Genomic DNA, 19,701 nt, shown 5'->3' with positions numbered 1-19,701 from the left:
GTGAAAATACAGTGCGCTCTAAGCCCTAAATGACGATCTGTACCTATTTTCACAGTACAAAAGGACCGATTTTCTGCTGTTTCAAAAAGGTACTAACAAGGCAAAAAAGTACAACAAGGTAATTTGCAGGTGCAAAAATGTCTAATGGTAAGCAAGTTCTGGTTATGGTATTTGTTAAAAGACCGATATTTAAGCTGGTGGAATTGAAAGGGGGATTATACTTGACTATAAATAAAATTAGCATTTTTCTAGCAGCGGACTCGACTGTCCAATCCTATGGTCTAAGCGAAAAAGATCAGGGCGGCTGGGGAGAATTTCTCCAAAACTATCTAACAAATGATGTTCAGGTAATCAATCATGCCATCGGCGGGAGAAGCTCTAAAACCTTTGTTGAGGAAGGGCGATTACATAAAATTGCAGAGGAAATGAAGGAAGGCGACTATTTGTTGATCCAAATGGGGCATAATGACGCCACTGCAAATAAACGTGAACGTTATACGGATCCTTCTACTACCTATAAAGACTATTTAAAAATGTATGTGGACGGTGCCAGGAAATGTCAGGCAGAACCGGTACTCATTACACCTGTTGCCAGGCTGCATTGTGAAAATGACCAGTTTATTAATGATTTCCCAGAATACTGCCAAGCAATGAAAGAAATAGCCAAAGAAGAAAACGTGGTTTTCATTGATTTAATGGAAAAAAGTTTAAGGTTATTCGAATCCATTGGTTATGAGGAAGCTTTTACTTTTTTTATGGCATCTGTCAATGAAACGGATTTTACCCATTTTACCAAAAAAGGGGCTAAACAAATGGCTAAACTTGTTGCGGAAGGCATTAGTAGGACAAAGCTGCCCATTTCAAAGTTCGTATATGTGCTTGAAAATCAGTCTTAAGAAAACACTGTTTTTTAATAAAAGAAAACGGAATTTTAAATTTATTTAAAAAAAGGGTTTCCATATAATAAAAGGTGAATGCTTAACACTAAAATTTCATTTATTTACACGCTCTTTCAATAACATTAGTGGAGGTAATCAAATTGCACAGAAATGAAATTGAAAAGAAAATTGAATTATTGATTGATAACCTAGTTAACTTAAATGATCCAGACGGGAAGTATGCCATTCCGCTTGCCGATGGCAGAAAAATTGATAATAAGAGCTTTAACTATTGGGAATGGACAGCCGGTGTTGGCCTGTATGGAATGATGAAGTATTATAAACTGACAAAAAATGAAAACGTATTAAATATAATTGTAAAATGGTTCGACGATCAGTTTAAAGAACCGCCGGTCGAAAAAAACGTTAACACAATGGTGCAAATGCTAACACTTGCCTATTTGTATGAAGAAACCAACAATCCTACTTATCTTCCATACTTAGAAACTTGGGGGGATTGGCTGTATCATGATATGCCAAGGACAAAGGATGGCGGAATCCAACATGTCGTGTTTGGATCTGAGAATTATCAACAATTATGGGATGACACGTTAATGATGAGTGTTTTACCATTAACAAAAATCGGTTTATTACTGAACAAGCCGGAGTATATTGAAGAAGCGAAAAAACAATTCTTGGTACATATTAAATATCTGTTCGATAAAAAAACGGGATTATGGTTCCACGGCTGGACATTTGAAGGAAATCACAACTTTGCGGAAGCATTATGGGGACGCGGCAATTCCTGGGTAACGATTGCGATTCCAGAGTTTTTGGATTTAGTAGATTTACCAGATAACGATCCAGTCCGTCAGGTACTCATTGACACGCTAAATAGACAAATTGAGGCACTTGAAACTTACCAAAATGAAAGCGGTTTATGGCAAACGGTGCTAAACGACCCAACCTCCTATGTTGAGGCTTCTTGTACAGCAGGCTTCGCTTTTGGAACCTTAAAGGCTGTTCGGAAACGTTATACGGATAAAAAGTATTTAAATATGGGACTAAAAGCGATACAGGCAGTGGTTGAGAATATTGACGAAAAAGGGGAATTGCAGCATGTATCGGCAGGAACAGCAATGGGAGAAACACAAGAATTTTACAAGGAAATCCCTGTAACGGGCATGCCTTATGGACAATCCATGGCTATTCTTTCTTTAGTAGAGTACTTGTATTACAGAATTTAAATTTGAGGGGTATTAACATGAAGAAAATAGTGACGCTTGGAGAGATTATGCTGCGTCTCTCTACCAAATCAGGAGAAAGACTTTTTCAAGCAGATAACCTGTTGATGCATTATGGCGGGGCAGAGGCCAATGTGGCGGTGTCTCTTTCACAGTTTGGTCATGATGTTAAATTTGCCAGCAAGATCCCGAATAACCCACTGGGCGCTGCTGTGGAAAGACATCTAAAATCTTATGGTGTTGATACCCATTTCCTTATAAAAGGCGGAGAGCGGTTAGGAACCTATTATCTGGAGAGCGGAGTAGGCGGTAGAAGTGCACAAGTAACGTATGATCGAAAGTATTCCAGTTTTTCCAGTTTATCGATGGAAGAATTAAACTTTGATGAACTATTCCAAGGAATTGACTTATTTCACGTTACCGGAATCACTCTTGCACTATCACAGAATTTAAGGGATCTCGTGTTGTTGGCAGTTAAGAAGGCAAAAGAAGCAGGAATTATGACCAGTCTTGATTTTAATTATCGGGCATCGTTATGGAGCCAGCAAGCGTGCTCGGAAGCGATAAAGCCGCTCTTGGGCTATATTGATATCTGTTTTTGCGGAGAATTGGATGCTAGTCATTTACTAGGTATCGAACCTGCAAATGACTCACTTTTAAAAGAAGAAAAACTTAAATACTACTATGAAAAAATAACTGAGTTGTACCCGAATATCCAATACATGGGTTCCACTTTTCGGACGGTTCTTTCGGCCTCGACCAATAAGCTGCAAGGCAACATCTATACGAAAGGTGAGTTGATCCAATCCACGGAGCATTTGATCGATCATATTGTGGATAGAGTAGGAGGAGGGGATGCTTTTGCGGCGGGGGTGTTGCACGGCATTTTAGAAAAATGGTCATTATCTCGGACCATTTCCTTTGCGTCAATGGCATCAGTACTAAAGCATACGATTCATGGAGATTGCAATGCTTTTACAGTAGAGGAAATAGCGAAAATATTGGACAACGAAGCAGGCAAAATTGTCCGCTAAGGAATTTAAAAAAATAGAAACATAGAAAAGGAGAATGGAAAATGGAAACTCGTTATGCACATCATCCGGAAGATATGAAGAAATATAATACTGAGGAACTAAGAAGGGAGTTTTTAGTAGAAACACTCTTCGAAGCGGATCAGGTCCATCTAACTTATACCCATGTGGATCGCATGATTTTCGGTGGCGTTACTCCTGCTGAAAAGGAATTGACCATTAAACTTGATAAAGAGTTAGGAGTAAGTTATTTCTTAGAGCGCCGTGAGATGGGGATTATCAATATTGGCGGAAACGGCCTAGTCATTCTTGACGGTGAAGAATATGATATGCAGCGCTATGACGGCTTATATGTAGGAAAAGGGACCAAAGAGGTTTTATTTAGATCCAATGATTCTAAAAATCCAGCTAAGTTTTATATCAATTCCACTCCTGCACACCATAAATATCCTACAGTAAAAATTGATATTAATGAAATTAAACCGCTTGAAGCAGGCAGCGCTGGAACCCTAAATGAACGAAAAATCCACCAATATATTCATCCGAATGTATGTGAGTCCTGCCAGCTTCAAATGGGATTAACAATGTTATCACCTGGAAGCGTGTGGAATACTATGCCTTGTCATACACATGAACGCCGTATGGAAGTTTATTTATATTTTGATATGGAACCGGAAACTCGTGTCTTCCACTTCATGGGTAAACCGGATGAAACAAGACATTTGGTTATGAAAAACGAACAAGCAGCCATCTCCCCAAGCTGGTCCATTCATACAGGAACTGCTACAAGCAATTACACCTTTATTTGGGGGATGTGCGGTGAAAACATCACATATGATGACATGGATCATGTCAAAATGGAAGATTTAAGGTAGTTGCTTCCTAGGAATAAATTAACTCTCTGATAAGGAAGTTAACTTCCGAATGAGGTGTATTTCTCTCAGATAAGATGTTTTTATTTTCGAAAAACAGAATGTAGGTGATGGAGTTGAACATTGGCATACGAGCACATGATGTGGAAAATCGTCCCCTAGAAGAGTTAGTAGAAGAGATAGCAGGGAAAGGGCTCACATCTGTTCAATTAGCCTTAGGTAAATCCTTTGATTATATGAAGCTCGAACCAGGGGCATTAAGTCCTGGTTTGGCTCATCATATTGGCGCAGCGTTCGCGCGAAAAAATGTTCAAATTGCAGTATTAGGCTGTTATTTCAACATGATTCATCCTGTCCATGCAGAACGGAGAAAAGGGATTGAGCGTTTTAAAGAGCATATCCGCTTTGCAAGGGATTTTGGCTGCAGTATAGTCGGGACCGAAACGGGTAACGTCAATCCCGAAATTGTTTATACAGTTGAAAATTTTAAAGAAGAGCCGTTTCTGGAAGTGGTTGAAAGTGTTCGAGAACTAGTGCGGGAAGCGGAGAAATTTGGAGTCATAGTAGGTATTGAAGCGGGTGTGAATCATCCGATTTATTCTTCGAAAGTGATGAAACGGCTTTTGGACATGGTCAATTCCAATAATCTTCAAGTAATTCTTGATCCTGTCAATTTATTAACGGTTGATACCTATCAAGAACAGGACCAAATTATCCGGGAAGCATTCGAACTGTTAGGTGACAGAATTGTAATTCTCCATGCTAAGGATTTTGTTGTAGAGGATAACCAATTGAAGACACTTGCAGTTGGCCAGGGACTTTTAAATTATGATACGGTCTTGAAACAGGTTAAACAGAAAAAGCCTTATATCAATATTTTAATGGAAGAAACGACAGAACCTTTTATTAATGAAAGTCTCGTGTTCTTAAAAAATAAGTACGAACAAGCCTAAAACGACTTGTAAGGAGGAAGTAACATGAAATCTTTATTTTCATTAGAAGGGAAAGTGGCCCTTATCACTGGTGCAAGCCGGGGACTTGGCCAGGGCATGGCAATTGGTCTAGCCGAAGCGGGGGCAACCGTCATTGGTGCAGGCATGAGCGATATGTCAGCAACTCGTGAGCAGATTGAAGCAATCGGCGGAACTTTTCATGACCTTAAAATAGATTTGTCCAAGCAAGGGGCGCCAAGTGAGCTTGTTGTTGAAGCTTTATCCGTTGCCGGACAAATTGATATTTTAGTAAACAATGCTGGCATCATTCGTCGTGCACAAGGAGAATTTCTCAGATGAAGATTGGTATGAAGTCATTAATGTTAATCAACATGCCGTTTTTCAATTATGCCGTGAAGTGGGCAAACATATGATTGAAAAAGGCTCAGGGAAAATCATTAATATTGCCTCTATGTTATCTTTCCAAGGTGGATTACGTGTACCTGCCTATACAGCAAGCAAACATGCGGTGGCAGGTCTGACAAAATCATTTGCAAATGAGTGGGCAGGCAAAGGCGTAAATGTGAATGCGATAGCACCTGGCTATATGGTGACGGATAATACGGCTCCAATTCGTGGGGATGAAAGCCGGAATGCCTCTATTACCTCAAGAATTCCACAGGGACGTTGGGGGACTCCAGAAGATTTAAAAGGAGCGGTCGTTTTCTTAGCTTCTGACGCCTCCAATTACGTTAACGGTCACATCTTACCGGTAGACGGCGGCTGGTTAAGCTCTTAATTGAAGTATCTATAAAGTTCATTAAATCAAAATACCCATTTTAATTTTGCTTCCAAACAGAATTACGATGGGGATTTTTTATAGGTAAATAAGTGAAAAAACAAACTTAGCATGCGGCAATGGAGGGAACGAAATGAATAGAATCGTAGTTTGCGGACTAAGCAATCGTGCACTTGGGATGTTTATTCAGCCAGTATTAACACAATTTTCGCAGCAAAATGAAATTGTAGGGTTACTCGATCCGGATGGACGCAGAATTGAGATTGCAAAGGAAAACTTTCCGACTTTAAGTTCAATCCCTGCTTATCATCCAACCCAATTTCATCAAATGATTAAAGAGACTAATGCGAATACAGTTGTGGTTACGAGCCGGGATGATACCCATATCGATTATATTTTACAAGGTTTAGAGAATGATTTAACGGTTATCACGGAAAAACCGATGGTTACTACTGCCAATGATGCAAAAAGGGTAATGGAGGCGGAAGCAAGAAGTAATGGAAAAGTAATTGTGGCCTTCAATTACCGCTATAATCCTTTCCATCGAAAAATTAAGGAGATGATTTTAGAAGGGAAGATTGGCAGAGTTACATCTGTTGATTTGAACTGGTATATCGACACCTACCACGGGGCCAGTTACTTCAAGCGTTGGAATCGCGATCGAAATCGTTCAGGCGGTTTATCAATTCATAAATCAACTCACCACTTCGATTTGGTCAATTGGTGGATTGATCAAAAGCCGGAACAGGTCTTTGCCTATGGTGCCTTAAATTATTATGGTAAAGACGGAGAATTAAATCCAAGTCCAACTGATCATCGTTACTGCAGTACTTGTCAGGAAAGACAAAATTGCCAATATTATACGCGCTGGTCGAACCGCCGAAATAACCTGGCAGTAAAGGATGATCACATCAAATCCGAGGGTATTGAAAAGTCGGCGCAAAACTATACGAATTATCGTCCAGATTCTTGTATTTTCGACCATGAAATCGAAATTGAAGATACTTATGCAGTGACAGTTAAGTACGATAAAGGTGCTTTTTTAAGCTATTCAGTTAATTTTTCCCTTCCATATGAGGGTTATCGCCTAGCTATAAATGGGACAAAAGGGAGAATTGAAACGACAGAATTTCATGAACCAAGCAGAATTCCTTTCCCATTCCCGGAACAGACGATTGAATATTATCCGCTATTCGGTTCAAAGGAAATCATTCATGTATTGCAAAATGAAGGGGGACATGGCGGGGGAGACCCATTGCTACAGGAAGATCTCTTTATGGGGGTTGATCCGAGCCGTCCTTATCAAATTTTAGCGGGTGCCGAAGCGGGGGCTTATTCTATAGCAGTTGGTGAAGGTGTATGGCGGTCAGCTAAGGAAAATCGCCCATTTAGTATTAAAGAATTATTAAAGCAGACTAGTGATTCTTCACAATTAGTCTAGTGAGCTATTAGGGGCCAAACGGTGTTTTTTGTTTTTTTGCGATAAGACGGGAAAAAGCGCCGATAAAATTTCAAAACCGCTGATAAGTCTCAAGAAACCGCTGATAAAGCATTCAACTAAAGCTCTATTGAATTCGAAAGTTATGCCAACTATCTATTTTTATTAATTTTGGGTGGGATAAAGATGCCTCAACTTGTATTTGATGAAGAAAAAGTAAAAGAAGCTATTGAACTTGTCGTCGATAGAACCTCAAAAATGGATTTCAGCTGGGACTGGCCGGGCGGGGTTGCCTTTTACGGTGTTGCGGAAAGCTATGAAGCAACTGGTGAGAAACGATATTTGGAATTTATAAAGGATTGGGTCGATGAGGAATTAGAGGATGGACTTCCGAACTTAACGGTAAATGCCTCCTCCATCGGTCATACCCTCATCACTTTATATAAAGCAACGGACGAGGAAAAATATTTAGAATATGCCATTCAAATGGCAGACTTCTTATTAAATGATGCAGAGAAATTTGCAGATGGTGTTTTGCAGCATACTGTAAACGGTGTCAAAAACGTGTTCCCCGAGCAGGCATGGGTCGATACGATGTTTATGGCGGGCTATTTTCTCTTACGAATGGGGCATATGCTCGATCGGAAGGATTACATTGATTTCGGCTTAAAGCAATATCATGGTCATGAGCAGTTTCTCCAGGATGACTTGACCAACCTATACTATCATGGCTGGGACAATATCGCCCAAAACCATATGTCCGGCATTTTTTGGGCCCGTGGAAACAGCTGGGCTGCCTACACCATGGCTAGGGCATTAGAGCTTGTGAAGGTGCAGCATCCATCCTTTATGATTATAGAAGGGTCACTCCGTGATCAGCTAAGTGCATTGGTTCGCTTACAGGATGAATCCGGACTTTGGCATACGATCGTGACAGATCCTGAATCATATTTAGAAACGTCAGGTTCGGCAGGAATTGCAGCAGCGTTACTAACAAAAGGGAAACTGTATAACAAATATGTTCAAAAATCAATTGATGCAATTCTAAAGCAAGTCAAAGAGGACGGGTCCGTCATGAATGTTTCAGCCGGAACTGCGGTCATGGATGATGCTGAAGGGTATAAAGGAGTCCCATATAAAAGAGTTCAAGGCTGGGGTCAAGGCCTAGTTCTTGCCTTTCTATCCTTATTATTAAAACGCACAAAAAAAGATTAGAGTAAACAGATCGAACCTGCGGAGGGACATTCCTTCCACAGGTATTTTTACATAATTAAAAGTTAGGGGAGAAATATGTTCAATCACTCTTATGTTCTAATCGTTGAAAGTACAGTTATTTTTCCGCCAGAAAACATAACAACCCCAGTTCAATATGCCCTAGATATGATCGTCAGGGATCATAAAAAGGTATTTGGTAAGCCTCCTAAATTAACCTCCTCACTTGATGAGGCCCCTGATCTGATCATTCGATACGACTCAAAGGAGGATGATTGTCCCGAGTGGCCGGAGGGTTATTGTTTCCGGTTCAATTTTCAAAATGGAAAACCGGTCATGCACATCATTGGAAACGATGATCTAGGGATTATATATGGACTTCTTCATTACAGTAAGGATTATTTAGGCATTGATCCTTTTTGGTTTTGGGCTGATTTACCAATTCAACAAAAGACGGAAATAAAGATCCCTTTTAAAAATTTTAATTCGTACAAAGCCAAGGTTAAATATCGTGGCTGGTTTGTGAATGATGAGGTTTGTTTAATAGGGTGGAAAGAAGAGTATCCTCCTACAAAAGAAGTATGGTATCCCGTATTTGAAGCGCTATTACGCTGTGGCGGCAATATGGTGATCCCTGGAACAGATCTTCCAAGACATGGGATTCATGCCGAATTGGCTTCAGAGATGGGCCTATGGTTGACCCATCACCATGCGGAACCGCTGGGGGCAGAAATGTTTTTACGTGCCTATCCTGGGAAACAGCCAAACTATCAAGAAAATCCAGAGTTATTCGAGAATCTGTGGAAGGAAGCCATTGAAAAGCAAAAGCATCAAAAGATCATTTGGGTTCTCTCATTCCGCGGACAAGGAGATGCACCCTTTTGGCTGTATGCCCCGGAATTTGACACACCAGAAAAACGGGGTGACATGATTTCAAAGGTAGTAGCAAGGCAATATGAATTGATTCAGCAATCTGTCGAACAGCCGGTTTGTTCTATGGCCCTATATGGTGAAATTGCAGAGTTGTATAAAGAAGGGCATATCAAAGTGCCAGAGGGTGTCATCTACATTTGGGCTGATAATGGATACGGGAAAATGGTGTCACGGAGACAAGGGAATGAAAACCTTAGGATTCCTTCCTTGCCGACAGCGGACGATCATGGTGAACACGGGATTTACTATCATATTACCTTTCATGATTTGCAAGCATCCAATCATTTAACGATGTTCCCATCACCGCCAGAAATGATTATTGAAGAAATGGAGAAGGCTTTTGAAGCAGGAGCAGATTCGTATCTTTTATTGAACAGCGGAAATATTCGGCCCCATCTCTATCCTTTAGATTTAGTAAGTGAATTATGGAGCAAAGGAACTGTCAATCAAGAAAAACACTTAGAGCGTTTTATAAAACGTTTGTATCAAACGGGCAGCAAACAAATCGAACAGCTATATCAAAGCTATTTCAACCAATCCATCCTATATGGTGAAAATAAAGATGATAGAGCCGGAGAGGAATTTTATCATCATCCCGCCAGGAAAATTATCGGCCATTGGCTTCAGGGAAAAGTTGATATCCCTTTATCCAAACTTCATTGGGCAACAGGTGAAATTGCCTTTGAGGAGCAGGTCCTTTGGTTTAAGAACAAATGCGAAGATGGGCTTAGGGGCTGGGAGAAATTATTACAGCAATGCCGGAACTTGAGTGCCGAACTTGGTGTAGAGGATCAGCAGCGTTTCTACGACCAGTTTACATTGCACGTTGAACTACACGTTTCCGGATGTAATGGTTTTATAGCCTTATGTAATGGATATTTCCATTTTAAAAAGCAAGAACACGCGCTTGCATTTGTTCGCGTGTCACAATCGATACGCCATTATAACGATAGCATACTTGCATTAAAACGGGCGGAACACGGGAAATGGGAAAATTTTTACCGTGCAGATTGGTTAACCAATGTAAAAAGTACCCTGTATTCACTCGATGCTTTACGCAAATTTATCAGAATGCAGGGAGATAGCCCTGATTTCTTCTTATGGTATAAGGAATATTTGATGCCGGAAACAGAAAAATATATTTATTTGGAAAATACTCATCGTAATCCATTATCCGATGATGAACTTTCTAATAGACTTGAAGAATTGTTTATTCAGAGACAAGATATATGATGGGTTTATTTTTAATTGTGAAGTTTAACAAAAATGTACAAAGTAACAAGAAAGTCCAAGTTTTAAAAACGGGTCTTAAAACGCTACTATTCAAAAAAATGTAATTGATGGGCTAATCCTATTTCCATTACCCTTATGGTGTCCAACGATTAAACAATTCAGGAGGATCAAATGGATGTCAAATAATCGTAATAAACAATCAGTATCTTTACGTCAAATGGAGAGCTTAAATCGGGGGTTAATCGCAGTCAAAGTTAAGAATGGTGTTTATGTGGGGTGGCGCTTGTTCGGAACCGACCCGGAAGAAATTTCTTTTAATCTCTACCGCGATGGCATGAGAGTGAACCCTTCCCCCATTACCACAAGTACAAATTACTTGGACCATAATGGGGAAATCAGTTCACTTTATAGTGTTTGTGCCGTAATAAATGGTGAGGAACAGCCCCAATCAGAGACCGTCGATGTATGGGAAACCAATTATTTGACCCTTCCACTTAATAAACCAGAAGGCGGAATTTCTCCAGATGGTGTCTTCTATACCTATCAAGCGAATGACGCTAGTGTGGGAGATGTGGATGGAGATGGAGAATATGAAATCATCTTAAAATGGGACCCAACGAACTCTCATGACAACGCACATAAGGGATATACAGGAAACGTCTACTTAGATGCTTATAAATTAAATGGTTCCCATTTATGGAGAATAGATTTAGGGAAAAACATCCGTGCCGGAGCGCATTATACGCAATTTCTCGTCTATGACCTCGATGGTGATGGGAAGGCGGAAATTGCCTGTAAAACTGCTGACGGAACGATAGATGGAACAGGAAAGGTAATTGGAGAAGCTGATGCTGATTTTCGGAATAAAGATGGTTTCATTCTTGAAGGCCCAGAGTATTTGACTATATTTGAGGGAACCACAGGAAAAGAGTTAGTAACAACAGATTATGACCCGCCAAGAGGAAAGGGTTCCGATTGGGGGGATGATGAAGGGAACCGTGTCGACCGGTTTCTCGCATGCATTGCCTATCTTGACGGCGAAAGACCAAGTCTAGTGATGTGCCGTGGCTATTACACCAGAGCGGTATTAGTTGCTTATAATTGGCGCGAAGGCGAACTGTCAAAATTATGGAAGTTTGATAGCCTTGAACCTGGTAATGAGGGATATTCCGGTCAAGGAAACCATAGTGTAAGTGCTGCAGATGTAGATGATGATGGGAAAGATGAAATTATCTATGGCTCCTGTGTCATTGATCACAACGGAACTGGGCTTTATACCACTGGTTTAGGACATGGCGATGCCATCCATGTCGGGAATTTTATCCCTAGCAGGCCCGGTTTAGAAATCTTCCAAGTGCATGAGACTCCACAAGACAATGGCACAGAAATTCATGATGCAAGAACAGGAGAAATTCTTTGGGGAATTCCATCAGTTGAAGATGTGGGCAGAGGGATGGCAGCAGATATTGACCCGCGCTATGAGGGAGCGGAAGTGTGGTCATCCACCCATTGGAAGACCGGAGGCGCAGGACTATATAGCAGTTCAGGTGAAAAGATATCGGATGTGAACCCTCAGTCGTTTAATTTTGCGATCTGGTGGGATGGAGATTTGTTAAGGGAACTTCTCGACCATGATTATGATATTGACACAGGAATTGGCGTAGGAAAAATTGATAAATGGGACTATGAAAATGGCAGACTAGTGAATTTACTTACTGCAGACGGAACTAGGTCAAATAATGGAACAAAGGGGAATCCTTGTTTACAGGCCGATATTCTGGGGGATTGGCGCGAGGAAGTCATTTGGCGGACTGATGATAGTACAGCACTTAGAATCTATACGACAACTGATATAACAGATCATCGGATTTACACACTCATGCACGACCCAAATTATCGATTAGCCATTGCCTGGCAAAATGTGGCCTATAATCAGCCGCCGCATCCTGGGTTCTTTCTCGGACACAATATGGAAAAGCCGCCGGTACCAAATATTTATGAAGTAAAACCTGTACAAAAATCAAAAGTGAAAAAGTAATAGGAGGAGTTCTAGATGGTTTCGAAGAGGCCAGTCCAAATTTTTTTAGCAGGAGATTCTACAGTAGCCAACTGCCCGCCGCATGAAGCACCTATGGCGGGATGGGGGCAGGTTTTTCAATCCTTTTTTACGGATGAGGTAAAAGTCCACAATCATGCAAAAGGTGGAGCCAGTACAAACAGCTTTATTGCAGAAGGACGGTTAGAAAAAATCCTGGAATCGATTCAACCGGGAGATTATTTGTTCATTCAATTTGGGCATAATGACCAAAAACCATATGGGACAGAAGCCTTTACAACGTATCAGTCATACCTGACAGAATATATTAAAGGTGCTAGGGAAAAAGGAGCTACTCCAATCTTGATTACATCCGTAAATCGCAGACATTTTGATGAAACGGATACCTTAGTCCACTCACTGGGGGACTATCCTCAATCGATGATTCAGTTGGCTGAAAAGTTAGAAGTCCAGCTAATTGATTTATTAACAAAGACCAGAAAGCTATATGAATCATTAGGCGTAGAGGGTTCTAAGCAATTATTTACATGGTTTGAGCCTAATGTACATCCTAATTACCCAGAAGGGATTCAGGATAACACTCATTTTTGTGAACACGGAGCAAGTGAGGTCGCAAAATTAGTCATAGAAGGAATAAAGGAATTACAATTACCCATTACTGATTTTATTAAAAGAATAGATTGATAGATTCATTGAGCCTAAATACAAATACTGAGGTGAAGTCAATTGGGCAAAAAGTTATATCACGGAGCAGCTTATTATCCTGAGCTATGGGATGAAAACGTAATAAATGAAGACATTAAAATGATGAAACAAACAGGTATTAATGTCGTAAGAATGGGTGAATTTGCTTGGTCCAACATGGAGCCGAAAGAAGGCCAGTATGATTTATCCTTCTTTATAAATGTAATTAATAAACTCTATGAAAATGGGATTGAGACTGTAATGTGTACGCCTACTCCCACACCGCCAATCTGGTTCACAGACGGACACCCGGAAAGGATGTATGTCGAGCGGGATGGAAGAGTAATGGGCCATGGCTCAAGACAGCATGCCTGCACCAACCATTCCTATTTCCGTGAAAGAGCCGCGCTGATCACGGAACATATTGCTAAAGCAGTGGGAAGTTTGCCGGGTGTGATTGGCTGGCAGATTGATAATGAATTCAAATGTCATGTTAGTGAATGTATGTGCGCTGCATGTAAAGACTTATGGCATCAGTGGTTAGAGGAACGTTATGGGACGGTCGAGCAACTAAATGAAGCATGGGGTACGCAAATTTGGAGTGAATATTACCACAGCTTTGAACAAGTACCGCAGCCAGGCCATGCACCATTTTTACACAACTCATCATTAAGTACGATGTATCAATTATTCTCTATGGAAAAAATTGCTGAGTTCTGTGATGAGCAAGCAGCGATTATTAGAAAATATTCAGGTGCACCGATTACCCATAACAGTTCCGTTATGTTTAGTGTTGATAATGAGCGATTATTTAAAAATCTTGATTTTGCTTCTTTTGATACTTATGCAACGGTAGATAATTTCCCTGCCTATCTTATTAACAGCGATTTGTGGCGGAACTTTAAGAAAGGCAAAGACTTTTGGGTAATGGAAACCAGCACATCGTATGCTGCATCGCTCGAAAGCTACGCAAGCCCTCATCCCAATGGCTATTTAAAAGCCGAGGCAGCTGCGGCTTATGCATTAGGAGCGGAAGGATTTTCATATTGGCTGTGGAGACAGCAGCGTGCCGGCTGCGAGCAGCCGCATAGTTCGGTTATCAGTGCATGGGGAAAACCAACAGTTGGCTATGCCAATGTGCTGGAAGTAGAGAAGATGAGAAAAGAAATCGAACCTATTATCCTAGCGACAAGACCGAGTCAAGCAGAATTGGCCATCACCTATTCTGACCGGGCAAAGGCTTTTTTGAAAACGGAATCACACCGTGGGTTAAATCACCGCACGTTAGTAACAGATTTTTATGAAAAAGTATTATCAATGGGGATCCATCGCGACCTTATTCCTGAAGGGGCAAGCCTTGAGGGATATAAAGTATTATTGACACCGTTTATCCCTTATGTGTCATCAGAGTTTCTAGCTCGTGCGAAGCAATTTGTTGAAAATGGCGGAGTCTGGATTGCAGGCCCTTTAACAGGAGGAAGGACTGAGTCCCATACGGTCCATACAGATCAAGCTTTGGGGGAACTTGAGAATACCGCTGGTGTAGAGGTTTTATTTACTTACCCTATGGATAACAGCAGAACCATCGGCCGTGCCTTCGATGTATCTGCACCGCTTGGTTTGTGGAGTTCAGTATTCGAATTCGACCAAGAGAAGTCAGTTGGCATCATTGAAGAGGGGCTTTCTGAAGGAAAATCCTTTATTACCGAGCATCGTCTTGGTGCTGGAAAAATTGTTATGCTTGGTTCGATGCCACAAGGAACAGAAGGCGCCCTAATGTTACAGAAACTCGTCGACCATTATTCACAAGAAGCCAATTTATCACTTAGAACAGACGTAACAAAAGGAACCATTGTTGCTCCGAGACAGGGTGATGGATATTCTGTTTGGTTTGTGATCAACATGGACGGAAATGGTGGAAGCGTTACCTTGCCAATTGAAGGAATTGACTTACAGACGAATAGCAAAGTAAGCCCGGGAAAACTTGAAATCGGCAAATTTGAATATAGGGTAATTCGTATTAATGATAAGGAGTGTTTTAGATGATTCGAAAAGCAACAGTCATGAAGGTGTTTGAAGGATTTCACGAAGAATACAAGAAACGCCATGATGAAATATGGCCTGAGCTTGCACTAGAATTAAAAAAGCACGGAGCCCATCATTACTCGATTTTTCTTGATGAAAAAACGAATAATCTGTTTGCCTATGTTGAAATCGAAAGTGAAGAAAAATGGAATGCAATGGCTCAAACCGAAGTTTGCCAGAAATGGTGGGCCTATATGAAAGATATTATGGAAACCAACCCCGATAATAGTCCGGCAGCAATTGAATTAAAACATGTATTTTATTTAGATTAATAGAAACGAGGTATAGAGCATGGGGAAGGGAACTAAATGGCCATCTGAAAAGAAGGAATTCCGAGATCCAATTACGGGAGCGGCCATTACACAATTAACAGATTACTTGGCTCATAGTTATCATCTGTATTTTACCAATGACGGCTGGTATGATAACGGTTCTAAAATTTTAATTTGTTCGGACCGTGGAAACGCCACAAACTTATTTAGTCTGGACCTGAAGAACGGAGAATTAACACAAATAACAGACCTAGATAAAAACGTTTCGAAGGGAATACAAGGAACCTATATCAACCCTGTCAAAAATGAAGCGTATTTTACCTTTGGTAAGACGATTATCGCAATAGACCTAGATTCATATGAAGAAAAAGTGATTTTTACTTTGCCAGAAGGATATAACTTTAGCAATCTTAGCTGTACTGCTGATGGAAAACACCTGTGTTTTGGTCTGTCTGAGGATTTGTCCCAAACCATTAATAGTAATTTATCAGGCGGATATGTAGGGTTTGAAGAAACTGAAGCAGCACGACCGCACTGTCAAATATGTTTACTAACATTTGAGACGGGAGAAGCAAAAGTAATTCATGAGGAAAAACGGTGGATTGGCCATGTCAATGCTTCACCAACACAGCCGCATCTAATCACCTTCTGTCATGAGGGGCCATGGGAAAAAGTGGACCATCGTATTTGGGTATTGAATATTAATACCGGTGAAGTCTGGAAAATAAGAGAGGGAGAACCAAACCAATATGCGGGACATGAGTATTGGCATGCGGACGGTCTGCATATTGGCTATCATGGTTTCACCGAATCATTGGACCGTAAAGACGGAAAATTCCTTGGGTTTGCCAAATATGATAATTCAGTTTGTGAAGAATTTGAATTTCCTTATCAAAATATGCACATCCATTCCAATGATTCGAGCTTCATTGTAGGAGATGGTCAACAATCAAGTGCCTACCATGGTGAAAGGTATCAGGATTGTATCTTCTTATGGAAAAAAACAAACGAGGGAATGGAAGGACCGCGGATTCTATGTAAGCATCGTGGAAGTTTTCAGATTCAGCAAGTCCATGTCCATCCCCGGTATACTCCAGGTGGAACCAAGATTTTGTTTACAAGTGACCGCACTGGTTACGGGAATATCTATCTGGTAGAAGTTCCTGAATTTGATAGTCTGCCAGAGCTGGTAGAAGGAAAATTGATAAAAAGTTAATAAACATGATTAAACAGGCAAAAAATAACTGCCTGTTTTTTTGTTAATCATGCAAAAATGTCTTAGGCGATCATAATAAGTCAAATCATATTGCTCGCAAAAATTGAGCGTTGAAGGAAAGTAAAAGACTGAAAATAATAGAATTTGTAGCATATAAAACCAGCCAGTGGGAGAGTGGAACTATGAAATTACATTGGTTAAACAAAAGGCCGAAGGATCCTACAGGGATTTCTTGGGGAATTCCTTGGGAAAGAGGGGCATTAAAAAGGGAAGATACGATCTGTCTCCAGAGCAGCAGCGGTAAAAAAAGTTCGTTACAAACTTGGCCAATGGCTTTTTGGCCGGATGGAAGTGTGAAGTGGACAGGTCATGCCGCTGTACTTCAGGGCGATGAAGATATATATGAAGTATCGCTTAATGAACATGTAAAATCTGACAGTATCTTGCAGGTTAGGGAAAATAATCATACTATTGAAATCGACACTGGTAAACTATTATTCTCCCTTAACAAACAGGGGAAGAGGATAATTAATTTTATAAAAAGAGGCACAAAAACGATTGCGTTTGACGGTCAATTAAATGCGATTAGAGAGACTCGCAGTAAGGAAGATAGGAGTACACTCACTCGCGAAGACCCATTTGAAGGAATTATTAACAATGTGGAAATTGAGCAAAAAGGTCCTTTAAGAGCTGTTATTAAAATTGAAGGAAACCATCAGGCAGTATCAGGAACAAGCACATTGCTTCCGTTTGAATTAAGGCTTTACTTTTATGCAAACACTGAATCCGTTCGAACCGTTCATACCCTATTCTACGATGGCGATCCCGAAAAGGATTTTATTAAAGGTGTAGGCCTGGAATTATCAGTTCCACTTACGGGAGAAGCGTGGAATCGTAATGCTCGTTTTTCAGGAGATGAAGGGATTTATTCAGAAGCAGCCCAGCTTCTGCTAACGAGAAGACACAGAAATGTGGATGGCTTGTTTCAAAAACAGATAGCGGGTGAAATCGTCAGCCTAACAGAAGAAAAACACTCTCAATTATTAGAACATGCCAAACAAAATGCTATTTGGAATGATTTCAAAATTCTGCAGGATTCAGCTGACCACTATCGAATCATCAAACGGACACAAGAATCCTCTGCCTGGGTGGAATCCACACATGGTACTAGAGCAAAGGGTTTATTATATATTGGCGGAGAGGATCATGGGATCTCTGTTGGGATAAAGAATTTTTGGCAAAAGTTCCCCTCAGCACTGGAAGTTAGTGATTTAAGTAAGTCCGAAGCAAAGCTGAAAGCATGGTTTTGGTCACCAGATTCAGGAGCGATGGACCTGCGGCATTATAATAACGAGACACATGTTGTCAGTGCCTATGAGGGTTTTGATGAAATGCGTTCTACTCCGTTCGGGATTGCCAATACCAGTGAAGTCTTTTTACATTTTTATTCTGATTCTCCGTCAAACGAAGACTTAATTAGTCAAATAGAAGAATGGCAAGCTCCTCTATTATTAGTATGTGAACCAGAATATTATCACCATACGAAAGCATCAGGGGTATGGAGTTTAGAAAATCGAAGCACCCCTATCAAAGCACAGTTAGAAGAACAACTTGATAAAGCCTTCCATTTTTATAAGAAGGAAATTGAACAGCGAAGATGGTATGGTTATTGGAATTATGGTGACGTCATGCATACCTACGACCCGGTCCGTCATCAATGGATGTATGATATCGGTGGTTTTGCTTGGCAAAATACGGAGCTCGTGCCGAATATTTGGCTTTGGTATTCTTTTTTACGGTCAGGACGAGAAGACGTGTTTATCATGGCAGAGGCGATGACAAGACATACCAGTGAAGTCGATTGTTACCACTTTGGTGAATATGCTGGATTAGGTTCTCGCCATAACGTCGTCCATTGGGGCTGCGGCTGTAAAGAAGCTCGTATTAGTATGGCTGGATTACATAAATACTATTATTTCTTAACAACAGATGAAAGAGTAAGAGATTTACTCACGGAAGTAAAAGATGCTGACCAAGCATTAGCCAACCTAGATCCAATGAGAGAGTTTTATACAACAGAACAATTCCCAACACATGCCCGAGTCGGTCCGGATTGGGCTGCCTTTTGTTCCAATTGGTTATCAGAGTGGGAACGAACAGAAAACAATGTGTACAAAGAAAAAATCATTACGGGAATCAATACGTTAAAGCAGCTCCCATTCCGCTTGCTCTCAGGACCAACCTTTGGATATGACCCTAAGACAAGCACTCTCCTACATATGGGGGACGGAAATGAAGGAGGCTATCACATGGTGATTGCTTTCGGGGGTCCCCAGGCGTGGATGGAACTTGCACAGGTTCTCGGAGATGAAGAATGGGACGATATGTTAGCCGAATTTGGCGAATTTTATGTCCTAAGTAATCAGGAAAAATTATCTAGAAGTAATGGAATCCTTCACGATAAGCTATTTAGTTTACCTATGCTAGCTTCTGGAATGGTGGCTTATGCCGCGGCCAAGAAAAAAGATAAAAATCTTGCCCGAAAAGCTTGGAATCTATTATTAAATGAAGAAATCAGTCAAATGGTGCTGCCAATAAAAGAGGAAGTGGTCCAAAGTTGGAGGGCGATGAACGAGGTTCCAAGTATTACGACTAATACTACCTCACAGTGGTGTCTAAATACGATTATTTCGTTGGAGTTAATTGGTGAATACCTGCCAAATGTGGATTTCAAGAAAGTATTAGTCCAACAATAAAGTGTTTAAAGGCGTAAAAACCTTATTATATCAAGGTTTTTGTTAGGACAAAAAAATGTA

14 protein-coding genes and 1 pseudogene are annotated in these 19,701 nt (G+C 40.6%); all 15 read left to right on the top strand.

Going from position 1 to position 19,701, the window contains the following annotated elements; genetic code table 11:
- The first annotated feature begins 221 nt into the window (after window positions 1-221).
- Window positions 222-896, top strand: a complete 675-nt coding sequence (locus COD92_RS06685; protein WP_255286576.1) for a rhamnogalacturonan acetylesterase — start codon at window positions 222-224, stop codon at window positions 894-896.
- Window positions 897-1,039: 143 nt separating this feature from the next.
- Window positions 1,040-2,125, top strand: a complete 1,086-nt coding sequence (gene bglB / locus COD92_RS06680; protein WP_255286577.1) for a beta-galactosidase BglB — start codon at window positions 1,040-1,042, stop codon at window positions 2,123-2,125.
- Between the two features lie 17 nt (window positions 2,126-2,142).
- On the top strand, window positions 2,143-3,156 hold the full coding sequence (locus tag COD92_RS06675; protein ID WP_098995970.1) for a sugar kinase: 1,014 nt from the start codon (window positions 2,143-2,145) through the stop codon (window positions 3,154-3,156).
- A gap of 41 nt (window positions 3,157-3,197) precedes the next feature.
- Window positions 3,198-4,028: a 5-dehydro-4-deoxy-D-glucuronate isomerase gene (gene kduI / locus COD92_RS06670; RefSeq protein ID WP_098528400.1), complete on the top strand. Its 831-nt coding sequence runs from the start codon at window positions 3,198-3,200 to the stop codon at window positions 4,026-4,028.
- A gap of 107 nt (window positions 4,029-4,135) precedes the next feature.
- Entirely contained in the window at window positions 4,136-4,978 is an 843-nt protein-coding gene (locus COD92_RS06665) for a sugar phosphate isomerase/epimerase family protein (protein WP_176541103.1), read from the top strand.
- 24 nt (window positions 4,979-5,002) lie between these two features.
- A pseudogene (gene kduD, locus COD92_RS06660) lies at window positions 5,003-5,756 on the top strand (2-dehydro-3-deoxy-D-gluconate 5-dehydrogenase KduD).
- A gap of 133 nt (window positions 5,757-5,889) precedes the next feature.
- The gene (locus COD92_RS06655; RefSeq protein ID WP_098528402.1) at window positions 5,890-7,197 is read left to right on the top strand and encodes a Gfo/Idh/MocA family protein; all 1,308 of its coding nucleotides are present in this window, start codon (window positions 5,890-5,892) and stop codon (window positions 7,195-7,197) included.
- A 183-nt stretch (window positions 7,198-7,380) separates the two neighbouring features.
- Entirely contained in the window at window positions 7,381-8,409 is a 1,029-nt protein-coding gene (locus COD92_RS06650; RefSeq protein ID WP_098528403.1) for a glycoside hydrolase family 88/105 protein, read from the top strand.
- 75 nt (window positions 8,410-8,484) lie between these two features.
- Window positions 8,485-10,572 carry a glycosyl hydrolase 115 family protein gene (locus COD92_RS06645; protein ID WP_098528404.1) on the top strand — a complete coding sequence of 696 codons (2,088 nt, stop codon included), beginning with the start codon at window positions 8,485-8,487 and terminating at the stop codon, window positions 10,570-10,572.
- A gap of 175 nt (window positions 10,573-10,747) precedes the next feature.
- Complete coding sequence (locus COD92_RS06640) at window positions 10,748-12,610, top strand: rhamnogalacturonan lyase (protein ID WP_255286578.1); 1,863 nt, start codon at window positions 10,748-10,750, stop codon at window positions 12,608-12,610.
- A 15-nt stretch (window positions 12,611-12,625) separates the two neighbouring features.
- Window positions 12,626-13,312: a rhamnogalacturonan acetylesterase gene (locus COD92_RS06635; protein WP_098528405.1), complete on the top strand. Its 687-nt coding sequence runs from the start codon at window positions 12,626-12,628 to the stop codon at window positions 13,310-13,312.
- A gap of 42 nt (window positions 13,313-13,354) precedes the next feature.
- Window positions 13,355-15,358: a beta-galactosidase gene (locus COD92_RS06630; RefSeq protein ID WP_098528406.1), complete on the top strand. Its 2,004-nt coding sequence runs from the start codon at window positions 13,355-13,357 to the stop codon at window positions 15,356-15,358.
- Complete coding sequence (rhaM, locus tag COD92_RS06625; RefSeq protein WP_098528407.1) at window positions 15,355-15,669, top strand: L-rhamnose mutarotase; 315 nt, start codon at window positions 15,355-15,357, stop codon at window positions 15,667-15,669. Before COD92_RS06630 ends, rhaM begins: the two co-directional genes overlap by 4 nt.
- 19 nt (window positions 15,670-15,688) lie before the next feature.
- Window positions 15,689-16,885 (top strand): oligogalacturonate lyase family protein, encoded by a 1,197-nt coding sequence (locus COD92_RS06620; RefSeq protein WP_098528408.1) that lies wholly within the window; start codon window positions 15,689-15,691, stop codon window positions 16,883-16,885.
- 182 nt (window positions 16,886-17,067) lie between these two features.
- Complete coding sequence (locus tag COD92_RS06615) at window positions 17,068-19,641, top strand: exo-rhamnogalacturonan lyase family protein (RefSeq protein ID WP_098528409.1); 2,574 nt, start codon at window positions 17,068-17,070, stop codon at window positions 19,639-19,641.
- Window positions 19,642-19,701: the final 60 nt, after the last annotated feature.

Source organism: Bacillus sp. AFS037270 (genome assembly GCF_002585305.1).
Note: the sequence above shows the minus strand (reverse complement) of the source record. Positions and strands in the feature narration are given on the sequence as shown.